Annotated in this window: 22 protein-coding genes; 16 read left to right on the top strand and 6 right to left on the bottom strand. The window is 71.7% G+C overall.

All coding sequences use genetic code 11. The annotated features are described in order from the left end of the window. Nucleotides 1-34: 34 nt before the first annotated feature. Entirely contained in the window at nucleotides 35-844 is an 810-nt protein-coding gene (locus ACPT94_RS18320; protein WP_360342154.1) for a PhzF family phenazine biosynthesis protein, read from the bottom strand. 143 nt (nucleotides 845-987) lie between these two features. Here ACPT94_RS18320 and ACPT94_RS18315 point away from each other — a divergent pair, with 143 nt between their 5' ends. The 6 genes from ACPT94_RS18315 to ACPT94_RS18290 all read left to right on the top strand — a co-directional run bounded on the left by ACPT94_RS18315 (nucleotide 988) and on the right by ACPT94_RS18290 (nucleotide 6579). Next, nucleotides 988-2004 carry an NAD-dependent epimerase/dehydratase family protein gene (locus ACPT94_RS18315; RefSeq protein ID WP_360342157.1) on the top strand — a complete coding sequence of 339 codons (1017 nt, stop codon included), beginning with the start codon at nucleotides 988-990 and terminating at the stop codon, nucleotides 2002-2004. A gap of 158 nt (nucleotides 2005-2162) precedes the next feature. Beyond that, complete coding sequence (locus tag ACPT94_RS18310) at nucleotides 2163-2699, top strand: DUF2269 family protein (protein ID WP_360342160.1); 537 nt, start codon at nucleotides 2163-2165, stop codon at nucleotides 2697-2699. A 103-nt stretch (nucleotides 2700-2802) separates the two neighbouring features. Then, nucleotides 2803-3636 (top strand): class II glutamine amidotransferase, encoded by an 834-nt coding sequence (locus tag ACPT94_RS18305; RefSeq protein WP_360342162.1) that lies wholly within the window; start codon nucleotides 2803-2805, stop codon nucleotides 3634-3636. Between the two features lie 353 nt (nucleotides 3637-3989). Continuing rightward, on the top strand, nucleotides 3990-4427 hold the full coding sequence (locus ACPT94_RS18300; protein WP_360342164.1) for a GNAT family N-acetyltransferase: 438 nt from the start codon (nucleotides 3990-3992) through the stop codon (nucleotides 4425-4427). A 278-nt stretch (nucleotides 4428-4705) separates the two neighbouring features. Continuing rightward, nucleotides 4706-5602, top strand: a complete 897-nt coding sequence (locus ACPT94_RS18295) for an aminoglycoside phosphotransferase family protein (protein ID WP_360342166.1) — start codon at nucleotides 4706-4708, stop codon at nucleotides 5600-5602. 332 nt (nucleotides 5603-5934) lie between these two features. Further along, a complete protein-coding gene (locus tag ACPT94_RS18290; RefSeq protein WP_360342169.1) occupies nucleotides 5935-6579 on the top strand; it encodes a PadR family transcriptional regulator in 645 nt (214 codons plus the stop codon). 150 nt (nucleotides 6580-6729) lie between these two features. On the opposite strand, the gene ACPT94_RS18285 is transcribed toward ACPT94_RS18290, so the two are convergent. Continuing rightward, nucleotides 6730-7158, bottom strand: a complete 429-nt coding sequence (locus tag ACPT94_RS18285) for a type II toxin-antitoxin system Rv0910 family toxin (protein WP_360342172.1) — start codon at nucleotides 7156-7158, stop codon at nucleotides 6730-6732. Between the two features lie 253 nt (nucleotides 7159-7411). On the opposite strand from ACPT94_RS18285, the gene ACPT94_RS18280 reads away from it, so the two are divergent. Further along, on the top strand, nucleotides 7412-7981 hold the full coding sequence (locus tag ACPT94_RS18280) for a Clp protease N-terminal domain-containing protein (protein WP_360342175.1): 570 nt from the start codon (nucleotides 7412-7414) through the stop codon (nucleotides 7979-7981). A gap of 74 nt (nucleotides 7982-8055) precedes the next feature. Beyond that, a complete protein-coding gene (locus ACPT94_RS18275) occupies nucleotides 8056-9060 on the top strand; it encodes an EamA family transporter (protein ID WP_360342178.1) in 1005 nt (334 codons plus the stop codon). A 113-nt stretch (nucleotides 9061-9173) separates the two neighbouring features. On the opposite strand, the gene ACPT94_RS18270 is transcribed toward ACPT94_RS18275, so the two are convergent. Then, on the bottom strand, nucleotides 9174-9857 hold the full coding sequence (locus tag ACPT94_RS18270) for a pyridoxamine 5'-phosphate oxidase family protein (RefSeq protein WP_425246292.1): 684 nt from the start codon (nucleotides 9855-9857) through the stop codon (nucleotides 9174-9176). A 45-nt stretch (nucleotides 9858-9902) separates the two neighbouring features. On the opposite strand from ACPT94_RS18270, the gene ACPT94_RS18265 reads away from it, so the two are divergent. Beyond that, a complete protein-coding gene (locus tag ACPT94_RS18265) occupies nucleotides 9903-11234 on the top strand; it encodes an aminotransferase class I/II-fold pyridoxal phosphate-dependent enzyme (RefSeq protein WP_425246291.1) in 1332 nt (443 codons plus the stop codon). 34 nt (nucleotides 11235-11268) lie between these two features. Here the strand turns inward: ACPT94_RS18265 and ACPT94_RS18260 are convergent, their stop codons facing one another. Beyond that, nucleotides 11269-12204, bottom strand: coding sequence for a DMT family transporter (locus ACPT94_RS18260; RefSeq protein ID WP_360342187.1), 936 nt, complete (start codon nucleotides 12202-12204; stop codon nucleotides 11269-11271). 75 nt (nucleotides 12205-12279) lie between these two features. On the opposite strand from ACPT94_RS18260, the gene ACPT94_RS18255 reads away from it, so the two are divergent. Beyond that, nucleotides 12280-13182 (top strand): LysR family transcriptional regulator, encoded by a 903-nt coding sequence (locus tag ACPT94_RS18255; RefSeq protein ID WP_360342190.1) that lies wholly within the window; start codon nucleotides 12280-12282, stop codon nucleotides 13180-13182. 1 nt (nucleotide 13183) lies between these two features. Here ACPT94_RS18255 and ACPT94_RS18250 read toward each other — a convergent pair whose 3' ends face one another. After that, complete coding sequence (locus tag ACPT94_RS18250; RefSeq protein ID WP_360342193.1) at nucleotides 13184-13651, bottom strand: pyridoxamine 5'-phosphate oxidase family protein; 468 nt, start codon at nucleotides 13649-13651, stop codon at nucleotides 13184-13186. Nucleotides 13652-13807: 156 nt separating this feature from the next. Here ACPT94_RS18250 and ACPT94_RS18245 point away from each other — a divergent pair, with 156 nt between their 5' ends. Further along, on the top strand, nucleotides 13808-14461 hold the full coding sequence (locus tag ACPT94_RS18245) for a cysteine hydrolase family protein (protein WP_425246290.1): 654 nt from the start codon (nucleotides 13808-13810) through the stop codon (nucleotides 14459-14461). On the opposite strand, the gene ACPT94_RS18240 is transcribed toward ACPT94_RS18245, so the two are convergent. Then, nucleotides 14448-14945 (bottom strand): Rieske (2Fe-2S) protein, encoded by a 498-nt coding sequence (locus ACPT94_RS18240; protein ID WP_360342199.1) that lies wholly within the window; start codon nucleotides 14943-14945, stop codon nucleotides 14448-14450. The genes ACPT94_RS18245 and ACPT94_RS18240 overlap by 14 nt on opposite strands. A gap of 197 nt (nucleotides 14946-15142) precedes the next feature. On the opposite strand from ACPT94_RS18240, the gene ACPT94_RS18235 reads away from it, so the two are divergent. From ACPT94_RS18235 to ACPT94_RS18215, 5 genes are all read left to right on the top strand, one after another. Further along, a complete protein-coding gene (locus tag ACPT94_RS18235; protein WP_360342202.1) occupies nucleotides 15143-15898 on the top strand; it encodes a HipA family kinase in 756 nt (251 codons plus the stop codon). Beyond that, on the top strand, nucleotides 15895-16311 hold the full coding sequence (locus tag ACPT94_RS18230; protein WP_360342205.1) for a DUF3037 domain-containing protein: 417 nt from the start codon (nucleotides 15895-15897) through the stop codon (nucleotides 16309-16311). Before ACPT94_RS18235 ends, ACPT94_RS18230 begins: the two co-directional genes overlap by 4 nt. A gap of 157 nt (nucleotides 16312-16468) precedes the next feature. Then, nucleotides 16469-17230, top strand: coding sequence for a 3-oxoacyl-ACP reductase FabG (fabG, locus tag ACPT94_RS18225; protein WP_360342208.1), 762 nt, complete (start codon nucleotides 16469-16471; stop codon nucleotides 17228-17230). A 19-nt stretch (nucleotides 17231-17249) separates the two neighbouring features. Beyond that, nucleotides 17250-18011, top strand: coding sequence for an SDR family oxidoreductase (locus ACPT94_RS18220; protein WP_360342211.1), 762 nt, complete (start codon nucleotides 17250-17252; stop codon nucleotides 18009-18011). A gap of 232 nt (nucleotides 18012-18243) precedes the next feature. After that, a complete protein-coding gene (locus ACPT94_RS18215) occupies nucleotides 18244-19791 on the top strand; it encodes an ABC transporter substrate-binding protein (protein WP_360342214.1) in 1548 nt (515 codons plus the stop codon). Nucleotides 19792-19807: the final 16 nt, after the last annotated feature.

Raw genomic sequence — 19807 nt, 5'->3', positions numbered from 1 at the left:
GCCGTCCTCGGGTCCGTCCGCGTGACGTGCCCGCTCAGGCGAGCAGTTCGCCCTCGATGACGGTGACCGCGCGGCCCGTCAACAGGGTGCGCTCGCCCCGCAGCCCGGTGCGCACCCGGCCGGAGCGGGGTGAGGCCTGGAGGCCGGTGAGGTCGGGGCGGCCCAGGCGCTCGGACCAGTAGGGGGCCAGCGCGGTGTGGGCGCTGCCGGTGACCGGGTCCTCGTCGATGCCGACGTTCGGGAAGAAGCAGCGGGAGACGAAGTCGTAGCCCCGTTCGGGGTTCTCCGCGCGGGCGGTGGCGATCACGCCGCGCGCGGAGTAGCGGCCCAGGGCCCTGTGGTCGGGCCGCAGCGCGTGGACGGTCTTCTCGTCGGCCACCTCGATCAGCAGGTCGCCCACGTTCGGCCCGGTGTCGAACGTCGCGAGCGGTTCGGCGCCCAGGGCCTCGGCGACCCCGGCCGGGGTGTCCACCCTCGTCAGCGGCGCGGTGGGGAAGTCCAGGGTGGTCGAGCCGTCCTCGGCGGGCGTCGCGACGAGCACACCGCTGCGCGTGGCGAACCGCACCGGGCCCTCGTGCGCGCCCGTGGTGTGCAGCACATGAGCGGTGGCGAGGGTGGCGTGGCCGCACATGGCGACCTCGGAGACGGGGGTGAACCAGCGCAGCGCCCAGTCGGCCTCGCCGCCCGGGGGCAACGGGTGGGCGAACGCCGTCTCGGCGTGGTTGACCTCCAGGGCCACGCTCTGGAGCCGGTTGTCGTCCGGGAAGGCGTCCAGGAGCAGGACTCCGGCCGGATTGCCGGCGAAGGGCCGGTCGGTGAAGGCGTCGACGATTCGAATCCGCATGTCGGTGACGGTAGGGGGTGAGAGAAGGGGCTGACCAAGGCCAATACGGGAGTGCTGGCCCTGTCCCGCGGGAACCGGCCCCGCTCCCGCGGACGTTGACGGGGCGTGACCACCGCCCCGGGACGGTGGACGGCGGTACGGCAGTGGACCCGTACCGCGGGACGGCGGGAAGGACGGAGGAAGCGGCCCTGAACGGCACGACGGCGAGGGACGACAGCGGCACGATCGTGCTCACGGGCGCGACCGGTTTCATCGGCTCGCACACGCTCCGCGCGCTGCTGGACCGGGGGCGGCGCATACGCGCGCTGGTGCGCCGCATCCCCGAGGCCGAGTCCGCCGCCCCCGTCGAGTGGGTGCGCGGCGACCTGACCGACCCGGCCGCGCTGCGCGGACTGTGCGAGGGCGCGTCGGCGGTGGTGCACCTCGCCTCGTACATCGGTGCGGACGAGCGGCGGTGCGAGGCGGTCAACGTCGAGGGCACGCGTGCGCTGACGGCGGAGGCCGTGCGCGCCGGCGTCCCCCGAGTGGTGCACCTGTCGACCGCCGCGGTCTACGGCGCCGGCCCGCACCGGGGCATCGCGGTCGACGAGGTCACCGCCGAGCCGATCTCCGCGGTGAGCAGAACCCGGCTGGCGGGGGAGGCGCACGCGCGGGAGGCGGGTGCCGTCGTCCTGCGGCCCGGGATCGTGCTGGGGGCCGGGGACCGCTGGGTCGTGCCCGGCCTGCGCGAACTGGCCGAGCGGGTGCCGGCGGAGTGGGACGGCGGCCGCGCGCTGCTGTCCGTGGTCGACGTCGGCGACCTCGCCCGCCTGATCACAGCCGCCGCGACCGGCCCGCGCCCGGTGCCGCCCGGGGTGTACCACGTGGCCCACCCCGACCCCGTACGCATCAAAGACCTGCTCGCCGAGCTGTCGGCGCTGGGCGTCCTGCCACCCCGCCCGGCCGAGGACTGGCCGTGGCCCGCCTGCCTGGAGCGCCTGCGGTCGACGCCCGGCCGCACCTCGGAACGCCAGTTCGCGCTGGCCGCCCGCGATCACTGGTATCTCGCCGACGACATATGGAAGCTGACGGACGAGCCGCCCGGCCCCGGCCCGCTCAGCCGGCTCGCGCGGTCGGCGCAGTGGTACCGCGCCCATCTGCGCGGGTCGGCCACGTCCTGACCGACCACCGTCGCCGCACGCCTGGTTGAGCGGCTCGGGGTGACGCCCGCCCCCGCGACCACCGGCACCTCGCTGCCGCCGCCGTACGCCGAGTCGAGTACGTGGGGTTACTCCCGGTGTCGGACGTGCCGGCCGCGCCGGCCCGGCACGGTGGGCGTATGAAGCTGAACCGTCCGGCACGCCGGGCCTCGCTGGTCGTTCACGTAGTCGCCTCCGCCGGGTGGCTCGGGCTCACGCTCGGGCTGCTCGGCCTCGGGATCGCCGCGACCACCACCGGGTCCGCGGCCACCGTGGAGGCCTCCGTCCGCGCCATGAAGCTCTTCGCCGACTGGCTCCTGCTCCCCGTCGCCTTCCTCACGCTCCTCAGCGGCCTGGTGCTGTCCCTGGGCACGCCGTGGGGACTGGCGAGGCACCACTGGGTCCACACCAAGTTCTGGCTGACCCTGGCCACGACCACCGCCACGGTCTTCGTGCTGCGCCCCGCGGTGAACTCCGCGGTCACGGCCGTCGCCGCGGGCGGCCCGCTGCCCGACGCCGGCGACGTCCTGTTCGGCCCGATCGTCTCGCTGTCCGCCTACGTCTTCATGACGGTGATCTCCGTCCTGAAGCCCTGGGGACCGACCCGGCGCGGTCGTCGCCTGCGCGCGGCCGCCCGCACAACGGTGGGCGCCGGGCGTGTCCGTCAGACGGCCTGACCTGGGCGGAGGTCCTCCCGCAGGGCACCGGCCCGGAAACGCTGGGATGCTGAGAGGGACTCCCGCGTGAGACCGCAAGCGCGAGACCGGAAGGCGGTGGACCATGTGCCGTTGGCTCGCCTACTCGGGGACACCCGTTCTGCTCGACGCCATTCTGTACCGGCCGACGCACTCCCTGATCGATCAGAGCCTGCACTCCCGGCTGGGGGTCGAGACGACCAACGGTGACGGGTTCGGTGTCGGCTGGTACGGGCCGGAGGTGGACACGCCCGCCATCGTCCGGGACATCGGCCCCGCCTGGAGCGACCGCAACCTGCGGGAGATCGCCGGGCACGTCAGCTCGCACCTGTTCTTCGCCCACATCCGGGCCTCCACGGGCACCGCGGTGCAGCAGACCAACTGCCATCCGTTCCGCCACGGCCGCTGGATGTGGATGCACAACGGCTCGATCGCCGACTTCCACCGGATACGGCGTGACCTCGCCCTCGCCGTCGATCCACGGCTCTTCCCCCACATCGAGGGATCGACGGACTCGGAGCTGATGTTCTTCCTGGCTCTCACCTTCGGCCTGGAGCAGGACCCGCCCGGCGCCGTCGCGCGGATGGCGGGCCTGGTGGAACGGACCGGGCACCGGCACGGTGTGGAGTTCCCGCTGCAGATGACGGTCGCCGTGACCGACGGGGAACGGCTGTGGAGCTTCCGCTACTCCAGCCAGGAGTCCTCCCGCTCCCTCTTCTACAGCACCCGCGTGGAGACCCTGCGCCAGCTCCACCCCGACGTGGAGTTCCTGCGGGAACTCTCGGACGAGACCCGCCTCGTCGTGTCCGAGCCCGTGGGCGATCTGCCGGGCGCCTGGAACGAGGTTCCCGAGAGCACCTACGGCGTGGTGCAGCCCGACGGGGACGAGATGCTTCCCTTCGTTCCGCGAGCGGCGTAGGGCCTGTTGCGAAAGTGGCGCCTGCCGCGCGACGCCCGGCACGCTCCCCCACTGCCTGAAGGGCATGGGAGGTGCCCCCACTCGCCGCACCGCCCGAAAGCCCGAGTACGCCCAGTTCGAGGGCTTCCGGGGGCACGCCGAGAGCACGCACCGACGGCGACATCAGCCGCTCCGCGGCGGGCGCGCGGCCGCCCTTCGGGCGACGACGCCACTTTCGCAACAGGCCCTTGCCCCGTCGGCCCGGACCCCGACGCGGCCGTCCTGTCCTGGTTCGTCGAGACAGGGAGCAGGTCTCCGGGCCGGAGCGGGCTGAGTTGCGGCTGAGTTGCCTGGGCGACGGATAGGCTCCCCGCATGGACGTCCGTGTAGACATCGTCAGGGAAGCGAGTCAGGAACTCGTCGACGCCTTCGGCCGGTTGTTGCCGCAGCTGTCCTCGACGGCAAAGCCCCTCGACCGTGAAGCGGTCGAACGGATGGTGACGTGCGATGCCAACACGGTGCTCGTCGCCCGGGCGTCCGGGACGATCCTCGGGACTCTGACCCTGGTGATGCTGCCCTTGCCGTCCGGTTTGCGCGCCCGCATCGAAGACGTGGTCGTCGACGGTGCGGCGCGAGGCCGGGGAGTCGCCGGTCTTCTCACCCAGGAGGCCTTGCGGGTTGCCCGGGAGGCGGGTGCCCGGACGGTGGATCTCACCTCCCGGCCGGACCGCGCGGCAGCGAACCGGCTCTATGAGCGTCTCGGCTTCCGAGCCAGGCAGTCGACTGTCTACCGCTTCCCGCTCGACGGGTAGGGGACCCACCTTCACGGGGCTCCGGCCGAGTCGACGACCACCGCCGAGCCGACCGCGCGGCGGAGACGAAGTGGTCCGGGGCGTGCCGACGTTCCCGCTCGCCGTCATGCCGGTGCACCGCGGCGGTGACCTGGGGCGACCAGAACGGTTGAGGCACCTGGGTGGCCGAAAAAATCTCAGTTGATCCGGACCCTGGCGCATGAATACTGGCTGTCGTCTCAGTTGATCCGGTCTGCCTCTGGCGTTTCGAAGTGGACTGGTGGAAGGGCCTGCGAGAGATGACCATGCACGATGACCAGGTGGACGTGACCACCGAAATCGTTGCGACCTTGATTCAAGAACAGTTCCCTCAGTGGAGCGGCAAGGCGATCCGACTCGTGTCGTCTACCGGGACGGTCAACGCCATCTTCCGCATCGGGAACGACCTCTCTGCGCGTTTCCCACTGCGTCTGGCCGATGCCGCCGAGGCGCTGGCGGTTCTGGAACAGGAAGCCCGGGCGAGCGCAGAGCTGGCACAGGTGTCTCGGTTCCCCGCCCCGGAACCCGTCGCCTTGGGAAAGCCCGGAGCGGGTTACCCCATGCCGTGGTCGGTCCAGACATGGCTGCCGGGAACGGTCGCCTTCGATGCCGACCCGAGTGGGTCGGACGCTTTCGCCGAGGACCTTGCGGCCTTCATCGCGGCCCTGCGGAACGCCGAGACGCGGGGGCGGGTTTTCAGCGGCGACCATCGTGGCGGCGTTCTCGCTCACCACGACGATTGGATGGCGAAGTGCTTCGAGGAGAGCGAGGGGCTCCTCGACGTGCCCCGGCTGCGCCAGGTGTGGAGCCATTTTCGGGAGTTGCCGCGCACGGGTGCCGACGTGATGAGCCATGGTGACTTGATTCCCGGCAATGTACTGGTCGCGGGAGACCGGCTCGGCGGCGTACTCGACACCGGCGGCTTCGGCCCGGCCGACCCGGCGCTGGATCTGGTCAGTGCCTGGCACCTGTTGCAGCCAGGCCCGCGGGAAGTGCTGCGGCGGACACTGGGCTGTGACGATCTGGAGTGGGAGCGCGGCAAGGCATGGGCGTTCCAACAGGCGATGGGTGTTGTCTGGTACTACGTCGAGAGCAATCCGACGATGAGCAGAATGGGGCGCCGGACACTCGACCGCATTCTGGAGTCGATGGAGTGATGTCGCCCCGCTCCTAGGCCGTGACAGAGACGAACCAACGCTCGCCGCCCCCACCGCGTCGTCGATCCGCCGGCGTACGTACCGGATCGACATCCTCGGAAACCGGCTCGTCACGCAGTCCCGCAGCGGAGGCCGACGACGCCCGCGAACCGCGTCCGCGTACGACAACTCGACGCACGGCCCCGCCTGATCCGCCCCAGCCGGTACAGCCATCCGACACCCCCAGCGCGGGACAAAGCTGCCCTGGAACAGGGCCTTGTCATGCGAACTGTTCCGATATATCGTTGACGCATCGCGACAGATCAACGATGGAATGAATGGAAGTGATGGCGATGCGTTCCCACGGATTCGAGCGTGGACATCGGCAGGACGGCCCCTCCTGGCGCGGCCGGGGTGGCTTCGAGGGTCGGCGGGCTGCCTTCGGGCCCTTCGGGCCGGGTGGTCCGGGGTTCGGCCCCGGAGGTCACGGCGGAGGTTTCGGGCCGGGCTTCGGTCCTGGCCCCTGGGGCGGACGAGGACGCGGCGGGCCCAGGGGGAGGGCGCGGCGCGGTGACGTACGGGCCTCGATCCTGGCCCTGCTCAAGGAACGGCCCATGCACGGCTACGAGATGATCCAGGAGATCGCCGAGCGCAGCGGCGGCGCGTGGAAGCCCAGCCCCGGCTCGGTGTACCCCACTCTCCAACTGCTGGAGGACGAGGGGCTGATCAGCAGTGAGTCCGAGGGCGGCAAGAAGCTGTTCTCGCTCACCGAGGCGGGCCGCGCGGCGGCCGAGGAGGGTCCGGAAGCCCCCTGGGAGGAGGCCTCCCGCGGGGTCGACTGGGAGGCTCTCGGTGAGATCCGCCAGGCCGGCTTCGGTCTGATGGAGGCCTTCGGCCAGGTCTGGAAGACCGGCAGCAAGGAGCAGCGCGAAAAGGCTCTCGCGGTCATCAACGAGGCCCGCAAGAAGCTGTACCTGATCCTCGCCGACGAGGACTGACGAGCGCCGGCGAGGGCTGACGAGGACTGACGGCGGCCGACGAGAGCCGGTCAGGTCTCGGGGCCGACGACGGTCGACGGTCTCCCCGTCGTGACGGAGGCGCCCCGTGGAGCGATCCACGGGGCGCCTTCACGTGTCGTGGGCGTGTGCTCAGGCCACCAGCCCGCCCAGTCGGCGCAGCGACTCGTTCAGCGCGGCCGTCCCCGAGTCCTTCAGCTTTCCCGCCATCAACGACACGGCCGCGCCCGTGAACTCGCCGTCGATCCGGACGGTCGTCGCGTCGCCGTCGGGGGTGAGGGTGTAGCGCGTGGCCACGCTCACCGCCATCGGGCCCTTGCCGCGGATGGCCAGCAGCCGGGCCGGCTCCAGTTCCGCCACGGTCCACTCGACCTCGGCCGGGAACCCCATCAGCTTCATGTTCTCCTGGAAGGTCGCGCCCACCTCGAGGGCCTCCGGGCCACCCCGCGGGAAGTCGGTGTGGGTCGCGTTCCACTCCCCGTACGCCGACCAGTCCGTGAGCTTGGACCACACCTTCTCGGCCGGCGCCTGAATACGGGCCTCCGCGCTGACTTCGGCCATGCGACCACCTCTTCGTGTCGGGCGACTCGGGCTACGGTGTCGCGGAACGTAGCCGCCGGGCCTCGAACATTCAATACTGACGAACCGTCAGGAAGTGTGCCGGAAGCAAGGAGGCGCGCGGGCCGGTGCGGAAAACGGCTGAATCTCCTCCTTACGGAGGAGATTCCGGGGGACGTGGTCCGCTCTGCGTGGGACGCGAAAATGCTCCCTTCCGTGGATGACCCGGCCTGCCGGGACTGATGGGGTGGGGGATGTGCAACCCCGTATTCCCCGGCAGGCGGCCCGCGACCAGGCGGCCCGGGCCATGGACGACGACGCCGGGCTCAGCGCCGAGCTGGCGGCGACGGTCGAGGGTGCGCGCCGACGGGCGGTCCGCGACAGGGACCGGCAGATCGACACCGCGCACCTGCTGCACTCCCTCCTGGAGCACGACCCCGAGGTGCGCGCCGCCTTCGGCGACGGCCCTCGGCTGGTCCGGCTCCTCGGCTACCTCGTCCAGCGCAGCATCGGCTACGGCCTGCGCTGGCAGAGCAGCGTCGAGGACTCCGGCGCCCTGCCCGTCGTCACCGCCGTCGCGGGTTTCTCGCCGCTCGCCTCCGCGGCCCTGGACCAGGCGCGCGCACGGGCGGTCGGCCGCGCCGGCGACCGGGCCCGGGCCGACCACCGGGCCCGCGGCGTGGACCTGCTCGCGGCGATCGTCGCCGACCCGCAGGCCAGGGCCGTCGAGGTCCTCACCCGGGCCGGCGTCGATCCGCTCGAGGTGCGGGCCCGCATCGAGGACGGCCTGCAGGAGTACGCCGGGGGCGGCGAGACGGCCCACTGACCCGACCCTCACCCCGTCCATCCGCTGAGACAGGTGTCAACGGGGGTGACGCTCATGTCGTCGCCTGTCATCATGTGCCGGTGCATACGTCTGTGAGCAGTCAGGTCAACCGCGGAAAGGGCATCGGGCTCTCTCTGGCGGTCGGTTCGGCCATCGCCTTCGGCGGGTCCGGGGTCGCGGCCAAACCGCTGATCGAGGCGGGACTCGACCCGCTGCACGTGGTGTGGCTACGGGTGACCGGCGCGGCCCTGGTGATGCTGCCGCTCGCGGTACGCCACCGCGCGCTGCTGCGCCGCCGCCCCGCGCTGCTCGCCGGGTTCGGTCTGCTCGGCGTGGCCGGCGTCCAGGCCTTCTACTTCGCCTCGATCTCCCGCATCCCCGTCGGTGTCGCGCTGCTCGTCGAGTACCTCGCGCCCGCCCTCGTGCTCGGCTGGGTGCGATTCGTGCAGCGGCGGCCGGTGACCCGGGCCGCCGCGCTCGGCGTGGTCCTCGCGGTGGGCGGACTCGCGTGTGTCGTGGAGGTCTGGTCGGGGCTCGGCTTCGACGCCCTGGGGCTGCTCCTCGCGCTCGCCGCCGCCTGCTGTCAGGTCGGCTACTTCGTCCTGTCCGACCAGGGCAGCGACTCCGGCGACGACGCCCCGAACCCGTTCGGTGTGATCGCGTACGGCCTCCTCACCGGCGCCGCCGTGCTGACGGTCGTCGCCCGCCCCTGGGGCATGGACTGGTCCGTGCTCGCGCACTCCGCCCGCATGGACGGCACCGAGGTCCCGGCCTGGCTGCTCCTCGTCTGGATCGTGCTGATCGCCACGGTCGTCGCGTACGTCACCGGCGTGGTCTCCGTGCGCCGGCTCTCGCCGCAGGTCGCGGGCGTGGTGGCATGCCTTGAGGCGGTCATCGCGACCGTCCTGGCGTGGTTCCTGCTCGGCGAGCACCTCTCGACGCCGCAGATCGCGGGCGGCGCGGTGGTCCTGCTGGGCGCCTTCATCGCCCAGTCGTCCACGCCCTCCAAGGGCTCCGCCGAGCCGGTGGCCGCCGGCAGCCCCGAACGGGAGTTGTCCGCCCGGGGGACCACCGCCTGAGGTGCCGATCGCACCTCCCGGCCACTCGTTCTTCCGCCTCCGGCCGCCTGAGCGGGCCCTCCGGTGAGGGCTGACGGCGGCCCCGGGGCGGGCTGTCGCCGGGCTGGCCGGACCTACGGCGTCGCCAGGTAGTCCGGGACCTCGGTGCCGGGACGCAGGTCCGCGTCGGGGACGGGGGTGTCGTAGCCCTTGCGCAGCGGGACCACGCCCGCCCAGTGGGGGAGGGCGAGGTCCTCGGGCTCGTCGTTCACCCCGCCGGTGCGGGTCTTGGCCGAGACCTCGTTCAGGTCGAGGCGGATCACCGCGGTGGCCGCCAGCTCCTTCCTGTTGGCGGGCCGCGAGTCGGCGGCGCGGCCGGGGACGACATGGTCGACCAGGGCGTCGAGCGCCGCCCGCTTCTCCTCCGGGTCCGTCACGTCGTGAGCCAGGCCGTGCACCACCACGGAGCGGTAGTTGATCGAGTGGTGGAAGGCCGAGCGGGCCAGGATCAACGCGTCCACGTGCGTCACCGTCAGGCACACCGGCAGCCCCGGGTCCGCCTGGCCCGTCATCCGCAGCGGGCGCGAGCCCGTCGAACCGTGCACGTAGAGCGTGTCGCCGACCCGGCCGTACAGCGTGGGCAGCACGACCGGCGCGCCGTCGCGGACGAAGCCCAGGTGGCAGACGTACCCCTCGTCGAGTATCGCGTGCACCGCGGCCTTGTCGTAGGAGGCCCTCTGCGGGGCCCGGGTGGGGACGGTGCGGTCGGTGGGGGTGTAGGCGGCGGACTGCGTCGTCGGCTGTACGGACTCCGGCATGGCGCTCTCCTTGACGCTGTTTTGTACTAGTGCATAATGAGCTTTGTGCTAGGAGAGTATCCGATCAAGGGGCGCCGCGCAGCAGAGATTTCCGCGAGCGTGGAGCGCGCGGTGGGTGCCGGTGAGCTGGAGCCCGGCCAAGTGCTGCCTCCCATGCGGGAGTTGGCGGAGCGGCTCGGGGTGAATCCGAACACCGTCGCGGCCGCGTATCGCACGCTGCGCGAGCGGGGGGTGATCGAGACCGACGGACGCCGAGGCAGCCGGGTGCGGGCGAAGCCGGCCACGACCGGGCGGGAGTTCATCCGGGTGGAGGTTGCGGAGGGGGTCCGGGACGCGGCCGCCGGCAACCCGGACACCGCGCTGCTGCCACCGTTGGCGCCCGCGTTCGCCTGGGCGGCCGCGCAGGGCGACCGGGATCCGGTCCTGTACGGACACGAGCCGGTGGAGCCCGAACTCGCGCGCCTGGCCCGGGCCGACCTGGACGTCGACGGAGTACCGGCCGGACCCGTGGCCGTCACCTCCGGATCGCTGGACGCCGTCGAGCGTGTCCTCGCCGCCCACCTCAGGCCCGGCGACACGGTGGCCGTCGAGGACCCCGGCTGGGGATCGCTGCTCGACCTCGTCCCCGCCCTCGGGCTGCGCACGGTCCCGGTCGGCCTGGACGACGACGGGCCGCTGCCCGAGGACGTGGCCCGCGCCCTGGAAGGCGGGGCACGCGCGCTGATCGTCACCGACCGGGCGCAGAACCCGACCGGCGCGGCGGTGAGCGCCGCACGCGCGCGTGCCCTGCGCGCCGTGCTCCGGCGGCGTCCGCAGACCCTGCTCGTCGAGGACGACCACGGTCACCGGATCGTCGACCTGCCCCTCCACCCCCTCGCCGGCGTCACCCGGCACTGGGCCTTCGTGCGCTCGGTCGCCAAGGCGTACGGGCCCGATCTGCGGCTCGCCGTCCTCACCGGGGACCAGCTCACCCTCGACCGGGTCCGCGGGCGACAGCGGCTCGGGCCCGGATGGGTCAGCCGGATCACCCAGCGGGCGGTGGTGCGGCTGTGGGCCGACGGGGCGGTGGACGTGGGGACGGTCGCGGCGGCGTACGGCCGCCGCCGCGACGCGTTGATCGCCGCGCTGGCCGAGCGGGGGGTCGAGGCCCGGGGGCGCAGCGGGATGAACGTGTGGATTCCCGTGCCCGACGAGACGGGGGCCGTTGCCCGGTTGCTGCAGGCGGGGTGGGCGGTCGCGCCCGGCGCGCGGTTCCGGATGGCGGCCCCGCCCGGAATCCGGATCACCGTGTCGACGCTGACCGAGGACGAGGTGGGGCCGCTGGCGGACGCGGTGGCCTCCGCGGTGCGGGCGGTGCCGGGGCGCGGCTATGTCTAGGTCGCGGCTGTGAGGCGCCGTCCCTCGGTTTCGTCTACGACCTTGCCCTCGCCTGCGTCAGCGCCGCCCCCGCCAGCACCACCACCGCTCCCACCGGCGTCGACCAGGTCAGCGTCTCGCCGAGCAGGGCGACGCCCGCTGCCGTGGCGATGACCGGGATGAAGTAGGTGACCATCTGGGCCGTGGTCGGGCCGACCTCGGTGACCAGGCCGTACTGGATCAGGACGGCCAGGCCGGTGCCGAGGGCGCCCAGGGCGGCGACCGCGAGCAGCGGGACGAGGGGGAGACGCGTGGGGAGGCTGGTGAACAGAGGGGTGACCAGGGCCAGTTGGGCCGTGGCCAGGAGCAGCTGCGCGCCGGTCAGGGACAGGGCCGAGGAGCTGGTGCCGGCCAGCGTGCGGCGGACGTAGATCCAGCCGACGGGGTAGCTGAGCGAGGCCAGCAGGGCCAGGGTGGTGCCGCGGGCGTCCAGGCCGTCGAAGCCCTGCCAGGCGCCCAGGACCGTCAGCACGCCGAGGAAGCCGAGACCCAGGCCCGCGACCCGGCTCCGGGTCGGCCGGTCCTCGGAGAGGGCGACCAGGGACAGTGCCATGCCCCACAGGGGGGAGGTCGCGTTGCAGATGCCGGCGAGCGTCGAGGGGATCGTCAGCTCCGCGTAGGCGAAGAGCGAGAAGGGCAGCGCGTTCAGGAGGAGGGCGGCGACCGTCAGATGCCCCCAGGTGCGCGCCCCGCGCGGTAGCCGCTCCCGCTTCACCGCCATCGCGGCCGCCAGCACCGCCGTACCGAACACCAGCCTGCCCAACGTCACCTGGAAGGGGGCGTATCCCTCGGTGCCCACCTTGATCAGCAGGAAGCTGAAGCCCCAGATCAGGGAGAGGGCGCCGAAGCGCAGGCGCCAGTCCAGGGCGCGGCGGGAGCGGGCCGGGGCGGTCGGGGAGGCAGCGCGGGTGGTGGAGGTGACGGTGGTCATGGTCTTCACGGTGCTGGACATTGACCTCGTAGCACAAGCGAGAATCCGCACGCGGTATCTCGTAGTATCGCTTACATGTTGAACCTGGAGCGCCTGCGCACCCTCGACGCCCTCGCCCGGCACGGCTCGGTCAGCGGTGCCGCCGCGGGGCTGCACATCACGACGTCGGCCGTCTCCCAGCAGATGGCCAAGCTGGAGCGGGAGGTCGGGCAGCAGCTCCTCGCCAAGCACGGGCGGGGCGTGCGGCTGACGGACGCGGGCCGACTGCTCGCCGATCACGCGGCCCGGATCCTGTCGCAGGTGGAGCTCGCCCAGTCCGATCTGGAGGCGCAACGCGGTCAGGTCGTGGGCGAGTTGAGACTGTCGGCCTTCCCGACCGCCGCGCGCGGACTGTTCCCCTGCGCGCTCGCCGAGCTGCGCAAGGCGCATCCAGGGCTGCGGGTGCGCTCCTGCGAGCTGGAGCCGGAGAACGGGATCGCCGCGGTGGTGCGCGGCGACCTCGACCTCGCCGTGGTCCTGGACTGGTACAACAAGCCGATGCCGCTCCCGGACGGCCTGGTCAAGGCGCCCATCCTCGACGACCCCGCCGATGTGGCGATGCCGGCCGACCACCCCCTCGCGGGGTGTGACGAGGTGGACCTGGGGGAGTTCGCCGAGGACGAGTGGATCACCTGGGGCGAGGGCGAGTTCTGCCACGAGTGGCTGATGTTCACGCTCCGCTCGCGCGGCATCGAGCCGATCGTCGGCCACCGCGCGGCCGAGACCCACACCCAACTCGCGCTCGTCGCCGCCGGGCTGGGTGTGTGCATCGCCCCCCTGCTCGGCCGGCACCCGGTGCCCGAGCGAGTCGTCATGGTCCCGCTGCGCCAGCGGGTCCGCCGGCACGTCTACGTCGTATGGCGGGCGGACGCCGACCGCCGCCCGTCGATCCGGGCGGCGGTCGAGGCGCTGAAGTCCGCGGCGCGGACCGTCGGTTGAGCTATCTGTCGGCCAGCTTGCGGAAGTCCCAGGAGACGACCTTCTCCGGCCGCAGCCGTATCCACGCGTGCCGACCGTCGTGCGGCATCGCGTCCAGGCCGAAGTTCTTGCGTGCGAACAGCGTCTCCACGGCGTCGAGTTCGGCGCACAGCTCGCCGGTGCGCGGGATCTCGCCCACGAACTCCACGGTGCCGGACAGCTCGACGCCCCGCAGCGAGTCGTACTCCTCGCCGGAGTCGATCACGATCGCGACGCGGGGGTCGCGGCGCAGGTCCGCCCACCGCTTGCTGCGCACCACCGAGTACAGCCACAGTGCGTCGCCGTCCCACAGGAACCACAGGGCGCTCACGTGCGGGGCACCGTCGGTGGAGACGGTGGCGACCCGGCAGGTGCGCTGGAAGGTGAGGAAGGCGTCCAGCTCCCCCGGCGTCATCATGATCTTCCGGCCCCGGCGCTGAGTGACGGTCATCCGGCCCTCTTTTCTGTTCTCTTCTCTCACGTCGTGCCAGAGATCCTCTGACACCACGTCAAAAAAGGCTTTTCAGGAAAGGATGAGTGTTCTTCCGGGCTCACGCAACGGTGGCTATTCTCACCCGACTTCACCGACCGACCCCCTGGAGGAACCATGCCGTCCCACGACCAGCTCGGTGACCTCCTCGACCCCGCGACTACCGTCCTGCTGACCGTGGAGTGCCAGCAGGGCGTCGTCGGACCGGACGCCGCGCTGCCCGAACTCGCCCGCGAGGCCCGGGCGTCGGGCGCCCTCACCAACGTCGCCCGCCTCGTGGCCGGCGCGCACGTCAGGGGCGTCCAGGTGATCCACGCCGTCGCCGAACGCCGTCCCGACGGCCGGGGCGCGAACCGCAACGCCCGGCTGTTCCGCGCCGCCGGACGTCTCCCCGTCCAGCAGCTCTCCGGCACCGCCGCCGTCCGCGTCGCACCCCCCGTCGAGGTCTTCGAGGAGGACTTCGTCGTACGACGGCTGCACGGCCTGTCGCCGATCCAGGGCACCGACGTCGACGCCCTGCTGCGCAACCTGGGCTGCCGCACCCTGGTCGTCACCGGTGTCTCCGCCAACGTGGCCGTTCCCAACGCCGTCTTCGACGCGGTGAACCGCGGCTACACGGTCGTCGTGCCGGCCGACGCCATCGCGGGGGTGCCGTCGGAGTACACCCCCGCGATGATCCGCCACACCCTCGCGCTGGTCGCCACGGTCGCGACCACGGACGAGGTGCTGGCGTGCTTCGAACGGCCGGGTGCGCGCGTCAGGCGAGGCTGATCGAGTCCCCGCTGACCGTGATCTGCACCTCGGGCAGCGGCTTCGTCGCCGGACCGCTCTTCACACTGCCGTCCGTGACCGAGAAGTTGCTGTTGTGGCAGGGACAGTTGATCACCCCGTCGGCGACGCTCTTCACCGCGCAGCCCTGGTGGGTGCACACGGCCGAGAACGCCTTGTACTGGCCCGCCGTCGGCTGCACGACGACGACCTTCTCGGCATCGAAGACCTTCCCGCCGCCCTCGGGGATGTCAGCGGTCTTGGCGAGCGCGCTGCCGGCCGCCGCGCCGCCGGTGCTCGCGGAGTCGGAGCTGCCGGTGGACCCGGTCGACCCGGTGGTGCCGCCGGACGAGACCGACGAGCTCGACGCGTCGTCGTCGGAGCCCCCGCACGCGGTCAGCGCGACGGTGAGGCCCGCGGCTCCGGCGGCCGCCACGACGGTACGGCGGGCGGGTCCAGAGACGGGGTTGACGGATGCGCTCGTCATGCTGAGGTTCCCTTCGGGGGAGGATCGATGATCTGCAGAGATGTACGGGCTGTCGGCGCCGCGTGTTCAGCAACCGCGCCAGCTCCGGACAGTGTCGAGATATTGACCCGTTCGAGATCAGGGGGACGTAAGCCACAGCTGTCGCGGAGCTGTCGGCCGGGCGCCGGAGCGCGTCTGCGCCCCAGTAGCCTGGGGCGATGCTCAAGGAAGTCGTCGCGACCCGTTACATCACGCCTCTGCGTGAGGGCGGCTCGCTGCCGGGGCTCGTGGAGGCCGACGACCTCGGGACCTACGTCCTGAAGTTCTCCGGCGCCGGACAGGGCCGCAAGACGCTCGTCGCCGAGGTGGTCTGCGGGGAACTCGCCCGCCGGCTGGGCCTCAGGGTGCCCCGTCTGGTGACCGTCGAACTCGACCCGGTGCTGGGCCTCGGCGAGCCCGACCAGCAGGTGCAGGACCTGCTGAGGTCCAGCGGCGGCACCAACCTCGGCATGGACTTCCTCTCCGGAGCCCTCGGCTTCGACCCGCTCGCCTTCCCGGTGGGCCCCGAGGAGGCCGGCCGGATCCTCTGGTTCGACGCCCTCGTCAACAACGTCGACCGCTCCTGGCGCAACCCCAACCTGCTCGTGCACCGCGGCGACCTCTGGCTCATCGACCACGGCGCCACCATGATCTGGCACCACAACTGGCCCTCCGCCGAGACCTCCGCGGCCCGCCCCTACGACGCCGGCGACCACGCCCTCGCCCGCTTCCGCCCCGACCTCGCCGCCGCGGCCGCCGACCTGGCCCCGCTGGTCACCGCCGACCTGCTCGCCGAGGTCACCGCCGAGATCCCGGACACCTGGCTCGCCGACGAGCCCGGTTTCGACACCCCGGACGCGCTGCGCCGTGCCTACGCGGCACCCCTCCTCGCACGCGCCGCCGTCATCCACGAACGCATCAAGGGGGCCGAGTGAACGAGCGCCACATCATCAGGGCGAGCGAGGCCAACGACCGGGACGTCTACGAGTACGCCCTGCTGCGCGTCGTCCCCCGCGTCGAGCGTGGCGAGTGCATCAACGCCGGCGTGCTCGTCTACTGCCGCGCCCAGGCCTACGTCGGCGCCCGCACCCACCTCGACGAGGCGCGACTGCTGGCCCTCGACCCGCATGCCGACGTGGCCGGTGTGCGCGCGGCGCTGAGCGCCGTCGAGAGCGTGTGCGCCGGCGGCGAGGGGGCCGGGCAGGCGGCCGCGGACGACGCCGGGCGGCGCTTCCGCTGGCTGATCGCGCCCCGCTCGACGGTCGTCCAGCCGGGGCCCGTGCACACCGGCCTCACCACCGATCCCGCGGCCGAGGCGCGGCGGTTGCTGGACCTCCTGGTGAGGTAATGGATCACACGCGCCCGGTGTGCCGTTGACACCGGGTGCCATGGCTTCTAGCGTCACCTGTGCTGAAGGTACTAAGCGGTCGCTCACCCAAGGCGTACCGTGGAGCCGCAGACCAATCCAGGCGTTCAGGCTTTCTCGAGGGCGAGGAGATCCAGCAATGTCCACCACTGAGCAGCGGGTCGCAGTAGTCACCGGCGCGGCACGCGGCATCGGCGCCGCCACCGCCGTACGGCTGGCGGCCGAGGGCCGCGCGGTCGCGGTGATCGACCTCGACGAGGCCGCCTGCAAGGACACCGTCGAGAAGATCACCGCCGCCGGCGGCCGGGCCGTCGCGATCGGCGCCGACGTCTCCGACGAGGCCCAGGTCGAGGCGGCGATCGCGCGCGTCGTCGAGGAGCTCGGCGCGCCGACGATCCTCGTCAACAACGCGGGCGTGCTCCGCGACAACCTGCTGTTCAAGATGAGCGTCTCCGACTGGGACACGGTCCTGAACGTGCACCTGCGCGGCTCCTTCCTGATGACCAAGGCCGTCCAGAAGCACATGGTCGACGCCGGCTTCGGCCGCATCGTCAACCTCTCCTCGTCCTCCGCCCTCGGCAACCGCGGCCAGGCCAACTACTCCGCCGCCAAGGCCGGTCTGCAGGGCTTCACCAAGACCCTCGCCATCGAGCTCGGCAAGTTCGGCATCACCGCCAACGCGGTCGCCCCCGGCTTCATCGCCACCGACATGACGGCCGCGACCGCCGCCCGGGTCGGCATGGGTTTCGAGGAGTTCAAGGCCGCCGCCGCCACCCAGATCCCGGTGCAGCGCGTCGGCGAGCCCGACGACATCGCCAACGCGATCGCCTTCTTCACGGGCGAGGCCGCCGGCTTCGTCTCCGGCCAGGTGCTGTACGTCGCCGGCGGACCGCTCAACTAGATCACCAGGGATCACGACCATGACTGAACTGCCCGCACTCTCCGGCAAGGTCGCCCTCGTCACGGGCGCCAGCCGCGGCATCGGCTACGGCGTCGCCGAGGCCCTCCTCGCCCGCGGCGACCGGGTCTGCATCACCGGCCGCAACGAGGACGCGCTGAAGGAGGCCGTCGACAAGCTCGGCGCCGACCGCGTCATCGGCGTCGCCGGCAAGGCCCACGACGTCGACCACCAGGCCGCCGCCGTCGAACGGACCATGGAGGCCTTCGGCCGCGTCGACTACCTGGTCAACAACGCCGGTACCAACCCGGTGTTCGGACCGATCGCCGACCTCGACCTGAACGTGGCGCGCAAGGTCTTCGAGACCAACGTGATCTCCGCGCTCGGCTTCGCCCAGCGCACCTGGCACGCCTGGCAGAAGGACAACGGCGGCGCGATCGTCAACATCGCCTCCGTGGCAGGTCTGTCGGCCTCGCCCTTCATCGGCGCCTACGGCGTCAGCAAGGCCGCGATGATCAACCTGACCCAGCAGCTGGCGCACGAGTTCGCGCCCAGGGTGCGGGTCAACGCGATCGCCCCGGCCGTGGTGAAGACCAAGTTCGCGCAGGCCCTGTACGAGGGCCGGGAGGCGGAGGCGGCCGCCTCCTACCCGCTGGGCCGGCTCGGCGTGCCCTCCGACATCGGCGGCGCCGCCGCGTTCCTGACCTCGGAGCAGTCGGACTGGGTCACCGGCCAGACCCTCGTCGTCGACGGCGGCATCTTCCTCAACGCCGGCGTCGGCTGATCTCACCGCCGCTGCAAACCGGACATGGGCGCCGCTTCCCCTACGGAAGCGGCGCCCATGTCGTCGTAGAACCGCCGCAGCCCCCGATGACAACGTCGTCACGCGCATGTGATCAGAACGCTGTATCAGCCACGGGTTCACCCGGCGTGGCGCTGCGGTATCGTTCGCCGACCCTTGGTATGGCAGATCGAGGAGCGTGCGCGTGTTCAACCGGAACCGATCCTTGCAGCAAATGGCGGCGATCGTGTCCATATCGCTGGTGGCCGGATGCAGTCTCCTGGGAGAGGAAGGCTCCGACGACGCCGGGCCGATCGTCGTGGGCACCACCAGCGCCCCCAGCACGCTGGATCCCGCAGCCTCCTGGGACGGCTCCTGGGAGCTGTTCCGCAACGTCTACCAGACCCTCCTCTCCTACCCGACCGGCGCGGCCGAGCCCCAGCCGGACGCCGCCAAGAGCTGCGAGTTCACCGACGCCTCCAACCGCTCCTACCGCTGTGAACTGCAAGAGGGCCTCACCTTCTCCAACGGCGACAAGCTCGACGCGGCGGCCGTGAAGTACTCGATCGACCGGATCAAGGAGATCAACGCGATCACCGGACCCGCCGGGCTGCTGGGCAGCCTCGACCGGGTCCAGGTGGTCGGCGACCGCGAGGTCGTCTTCCAGCTCAACAAGGCCGACGCCACCTTCCCGTTCGTGCTCGCCACCCCGGGCATGTCGATCGTCTCGCCCGAGGACTACCCCGAGAAGTCGCTGCGCAAGGACGGCGGCATCGTCGGCTCCGGTCCGTACAAGCTGGACGGGTACGACGAGGGCAAGCAGGCGAAGCTCGTGCGCAACGACCGCTACAAGGGCTTCGCCAAGCGCCGCAACGACGCCGTGACCATCCGCTACTTCCAGGACTCCGGCGCCATGGTCAAGGCCCTGCGCGGCGGGCAGATCGACATCACCTACCAGGGTCTCGCCGCCGACGACATCGTCGCCCTGGAGAGCGAGGACAACCAGGGCCTGCAGCTCATCGAGGGCGCCGGCAGCAACATCAACTACCTGGTCTTCAACCCCAAGGACCCCTGGGCGAACAAGCTCGCCGTCCGCAGAGCCGTCGCCCAGATCGTCGACCGGCCCGCGATCGCCCACAAGGTCTACAAGGACACCGTCGACCCGCTGTACTCGATGGTCCCGAAGGGCCTGACCGGCCACACCACCGTCTTCTTCGACGACTTCGGCGAGCCCGACCGCGACAAGGCCCGCGCGATGCTCACCGACGCCGGCATCACCGCGCCCGTCCCGCTCACCCTCTGGTACACCACCGACCGCTACGGCTCCGACACCGCCCTGGAGTTCAAGGAGATCAAGAGCCAGCTCGAGGCCTCGGGCCTGTTCACGGTCACCCTGAAGAGCCGCCCCTGGAAGACCTACGTGCTCGGCTACCAGAACGGCGAGTATCCGGTGTTCGGCCGCGGCTGGGCCCCCGACTTCCCCGACGCGGACAACTTCATCGCCCCCTTCGTCGGCGAGCAGAATGCGCTCGGCACGCCCTACCCGGCGAAGGAGATCACCCAGGTGCTGCTGCCCCGCTCCCGTGAGGAGAGCGACCGCGCCAACGTGGTGAAGGAGTTCCAGGAGGCCCAGCAGATCCTCGTCGACGAAGCCCGGCTGCTGCCGCTGTGGCAGGGCAAGCAGTACATCGCCGCGAACGAGGACGTCTCGGGCGCGGAGCGGGCGCTGGACCCGTCGACGATCATGATGATGTGGGAACTTTCCCGCAAGACCAGCTGGTAGGGGCGGACCGCGGGAC

The sequence above is a fragment of the Streptomyces aurantiaciflavus genome (assembly GCF_049808595.1).
GTDB lineage: Bacteria > Actinomycetota > Actinomycetes > Streptomycetales > Streptomycetaceae > Streptomyces.
This window is presented reverse-complemented; position numbering and strand designations above follow the sequence as displayed.

Excerpts from the sequence above, each read along its gene's own strand:
- ACPT94_RS18215 (WP_360342214.1), top strand. The coding sequence starts at position 18,244 with ATGGCGGCGATCGTGTCCATATCGCTGGTGGCCGGATGCAGTCTCCTG.
- ACPT94_RS18245 (WP_425246290.1), top strand. The coding sequence starts at position 13,808 with ATGCCGTCCCACGACCAGCTCGGTGACCTCCTCGACCCCGCGACTACC.
- ACPT94_RS18270 (WP_425246292.1), bottom strand. The coding sequence starts at position 9,857 with ATGCCGGAGTCCGTACAGCCGACGACGCAGTCCGCCGCCTACACCCCC.
- ACPT94_RS18235 (WP_360342202.1), top strand. The coding sequence starts at position 15,143 with ATGCTCAAGGAAGTCGTCGCGACCCGTTACATCACGCCTCTGCGTGAG.
- ACPT94_RS18300 (WP_360342164.1), top strand. The coding sequence starts at position 3,990 with ATGGACGTCCGTGTAGACATCGTCAGGGAAGCGAGTCAGGAACTCGTC.
- ACPT94_RS18285 (WP_360342172.1), bottom strand. The coding sequence starts at position 7,158 with ATGGCCGAAGTCAGCGCGGAGGCCCGTATTCAGGCGCCGGCCGAGAAG.
- ACPT94_RS18220 (WP_360342211.1), top strand. The coding sequence starts at position 17,250 with ATGACTGAACTGCCCGCACTCTCCGGCAAGGTCGCCCTCGTCACGGGC.
- ACPT94_RS18310 (WP_360342160.1), top strand. The coding sequence starts at position 2,163 with ATGAAGCTGAACCGTCCGGCACGCCGGGCCTCGCTGGTCGTTCACGTA.
- ACPT94_RS18255 (WP_360342190.1), top strand. The coding sequence starts at position 12,280 with ATGTTGAACCTGGAGCGCCTGCGCACCCTCGACGCCCTCGCCCGGCAC.
- fabG (WP_360342208.1), top strand. The coding sequence starts at position 16,469 with ATGTCCACCACTGAGCAGCGGGTCGCAGTAGTCACCGGCGCGGCACGC.
- ACPT94_RS18295 (WP_360342166.1), top strand. The coding sequence starts at position 4,706 with ATGACCATGCACGATGACCAGGTGGACGTGACCACCGAAATCGTTGCG.
- ACPT94_RS18260 (WP_360342187.1), bottom strand. The coding sequence starts at position 12,204 with ATGACCACCGTCACCTCCACCACCCGCGCTGCCTCCCCGACCGCCCCG.
- ACPT94_RS18305 (WP_360342162.1), top strand. The coding sequence starts at position 2,803 with ATGTGCCGTTGGCTCGCCTACTCGGGGACACCCGTTCTGCTCGACGCC.
- ACPT94_RS18320 (WP_360342154.1), bottom strand. The coding sequence starts at position 844 with ATGCGGATTCGAATCGTCGACGCCTTCACCGACCGGCCCTTCGCCGGC.
- ACPT94_RS18290 (WP_360342169.1), top strand. The coding sequence starts at position 5,935 with ATGCGTTCCCACGGATTCGAGCGTGGACATCGGCAGGACGGCCCCTCC.
- ACPT94_RS18250 (WP_360342193.1), bottom strand. The coding sequence starts at position 13,651 with ATGACCGTCACTCAGCGCCGGGGCCGGAAGATCATGATGACGCCGGGG.
- ACPT94_RS18240 (WP_360342199.1), bottom strand. The coding sequence starts at position 14,945 with ATGACGAGCGCATCCGTCAACCCCGTCTCTGGACCCGCCCGCCGTACC.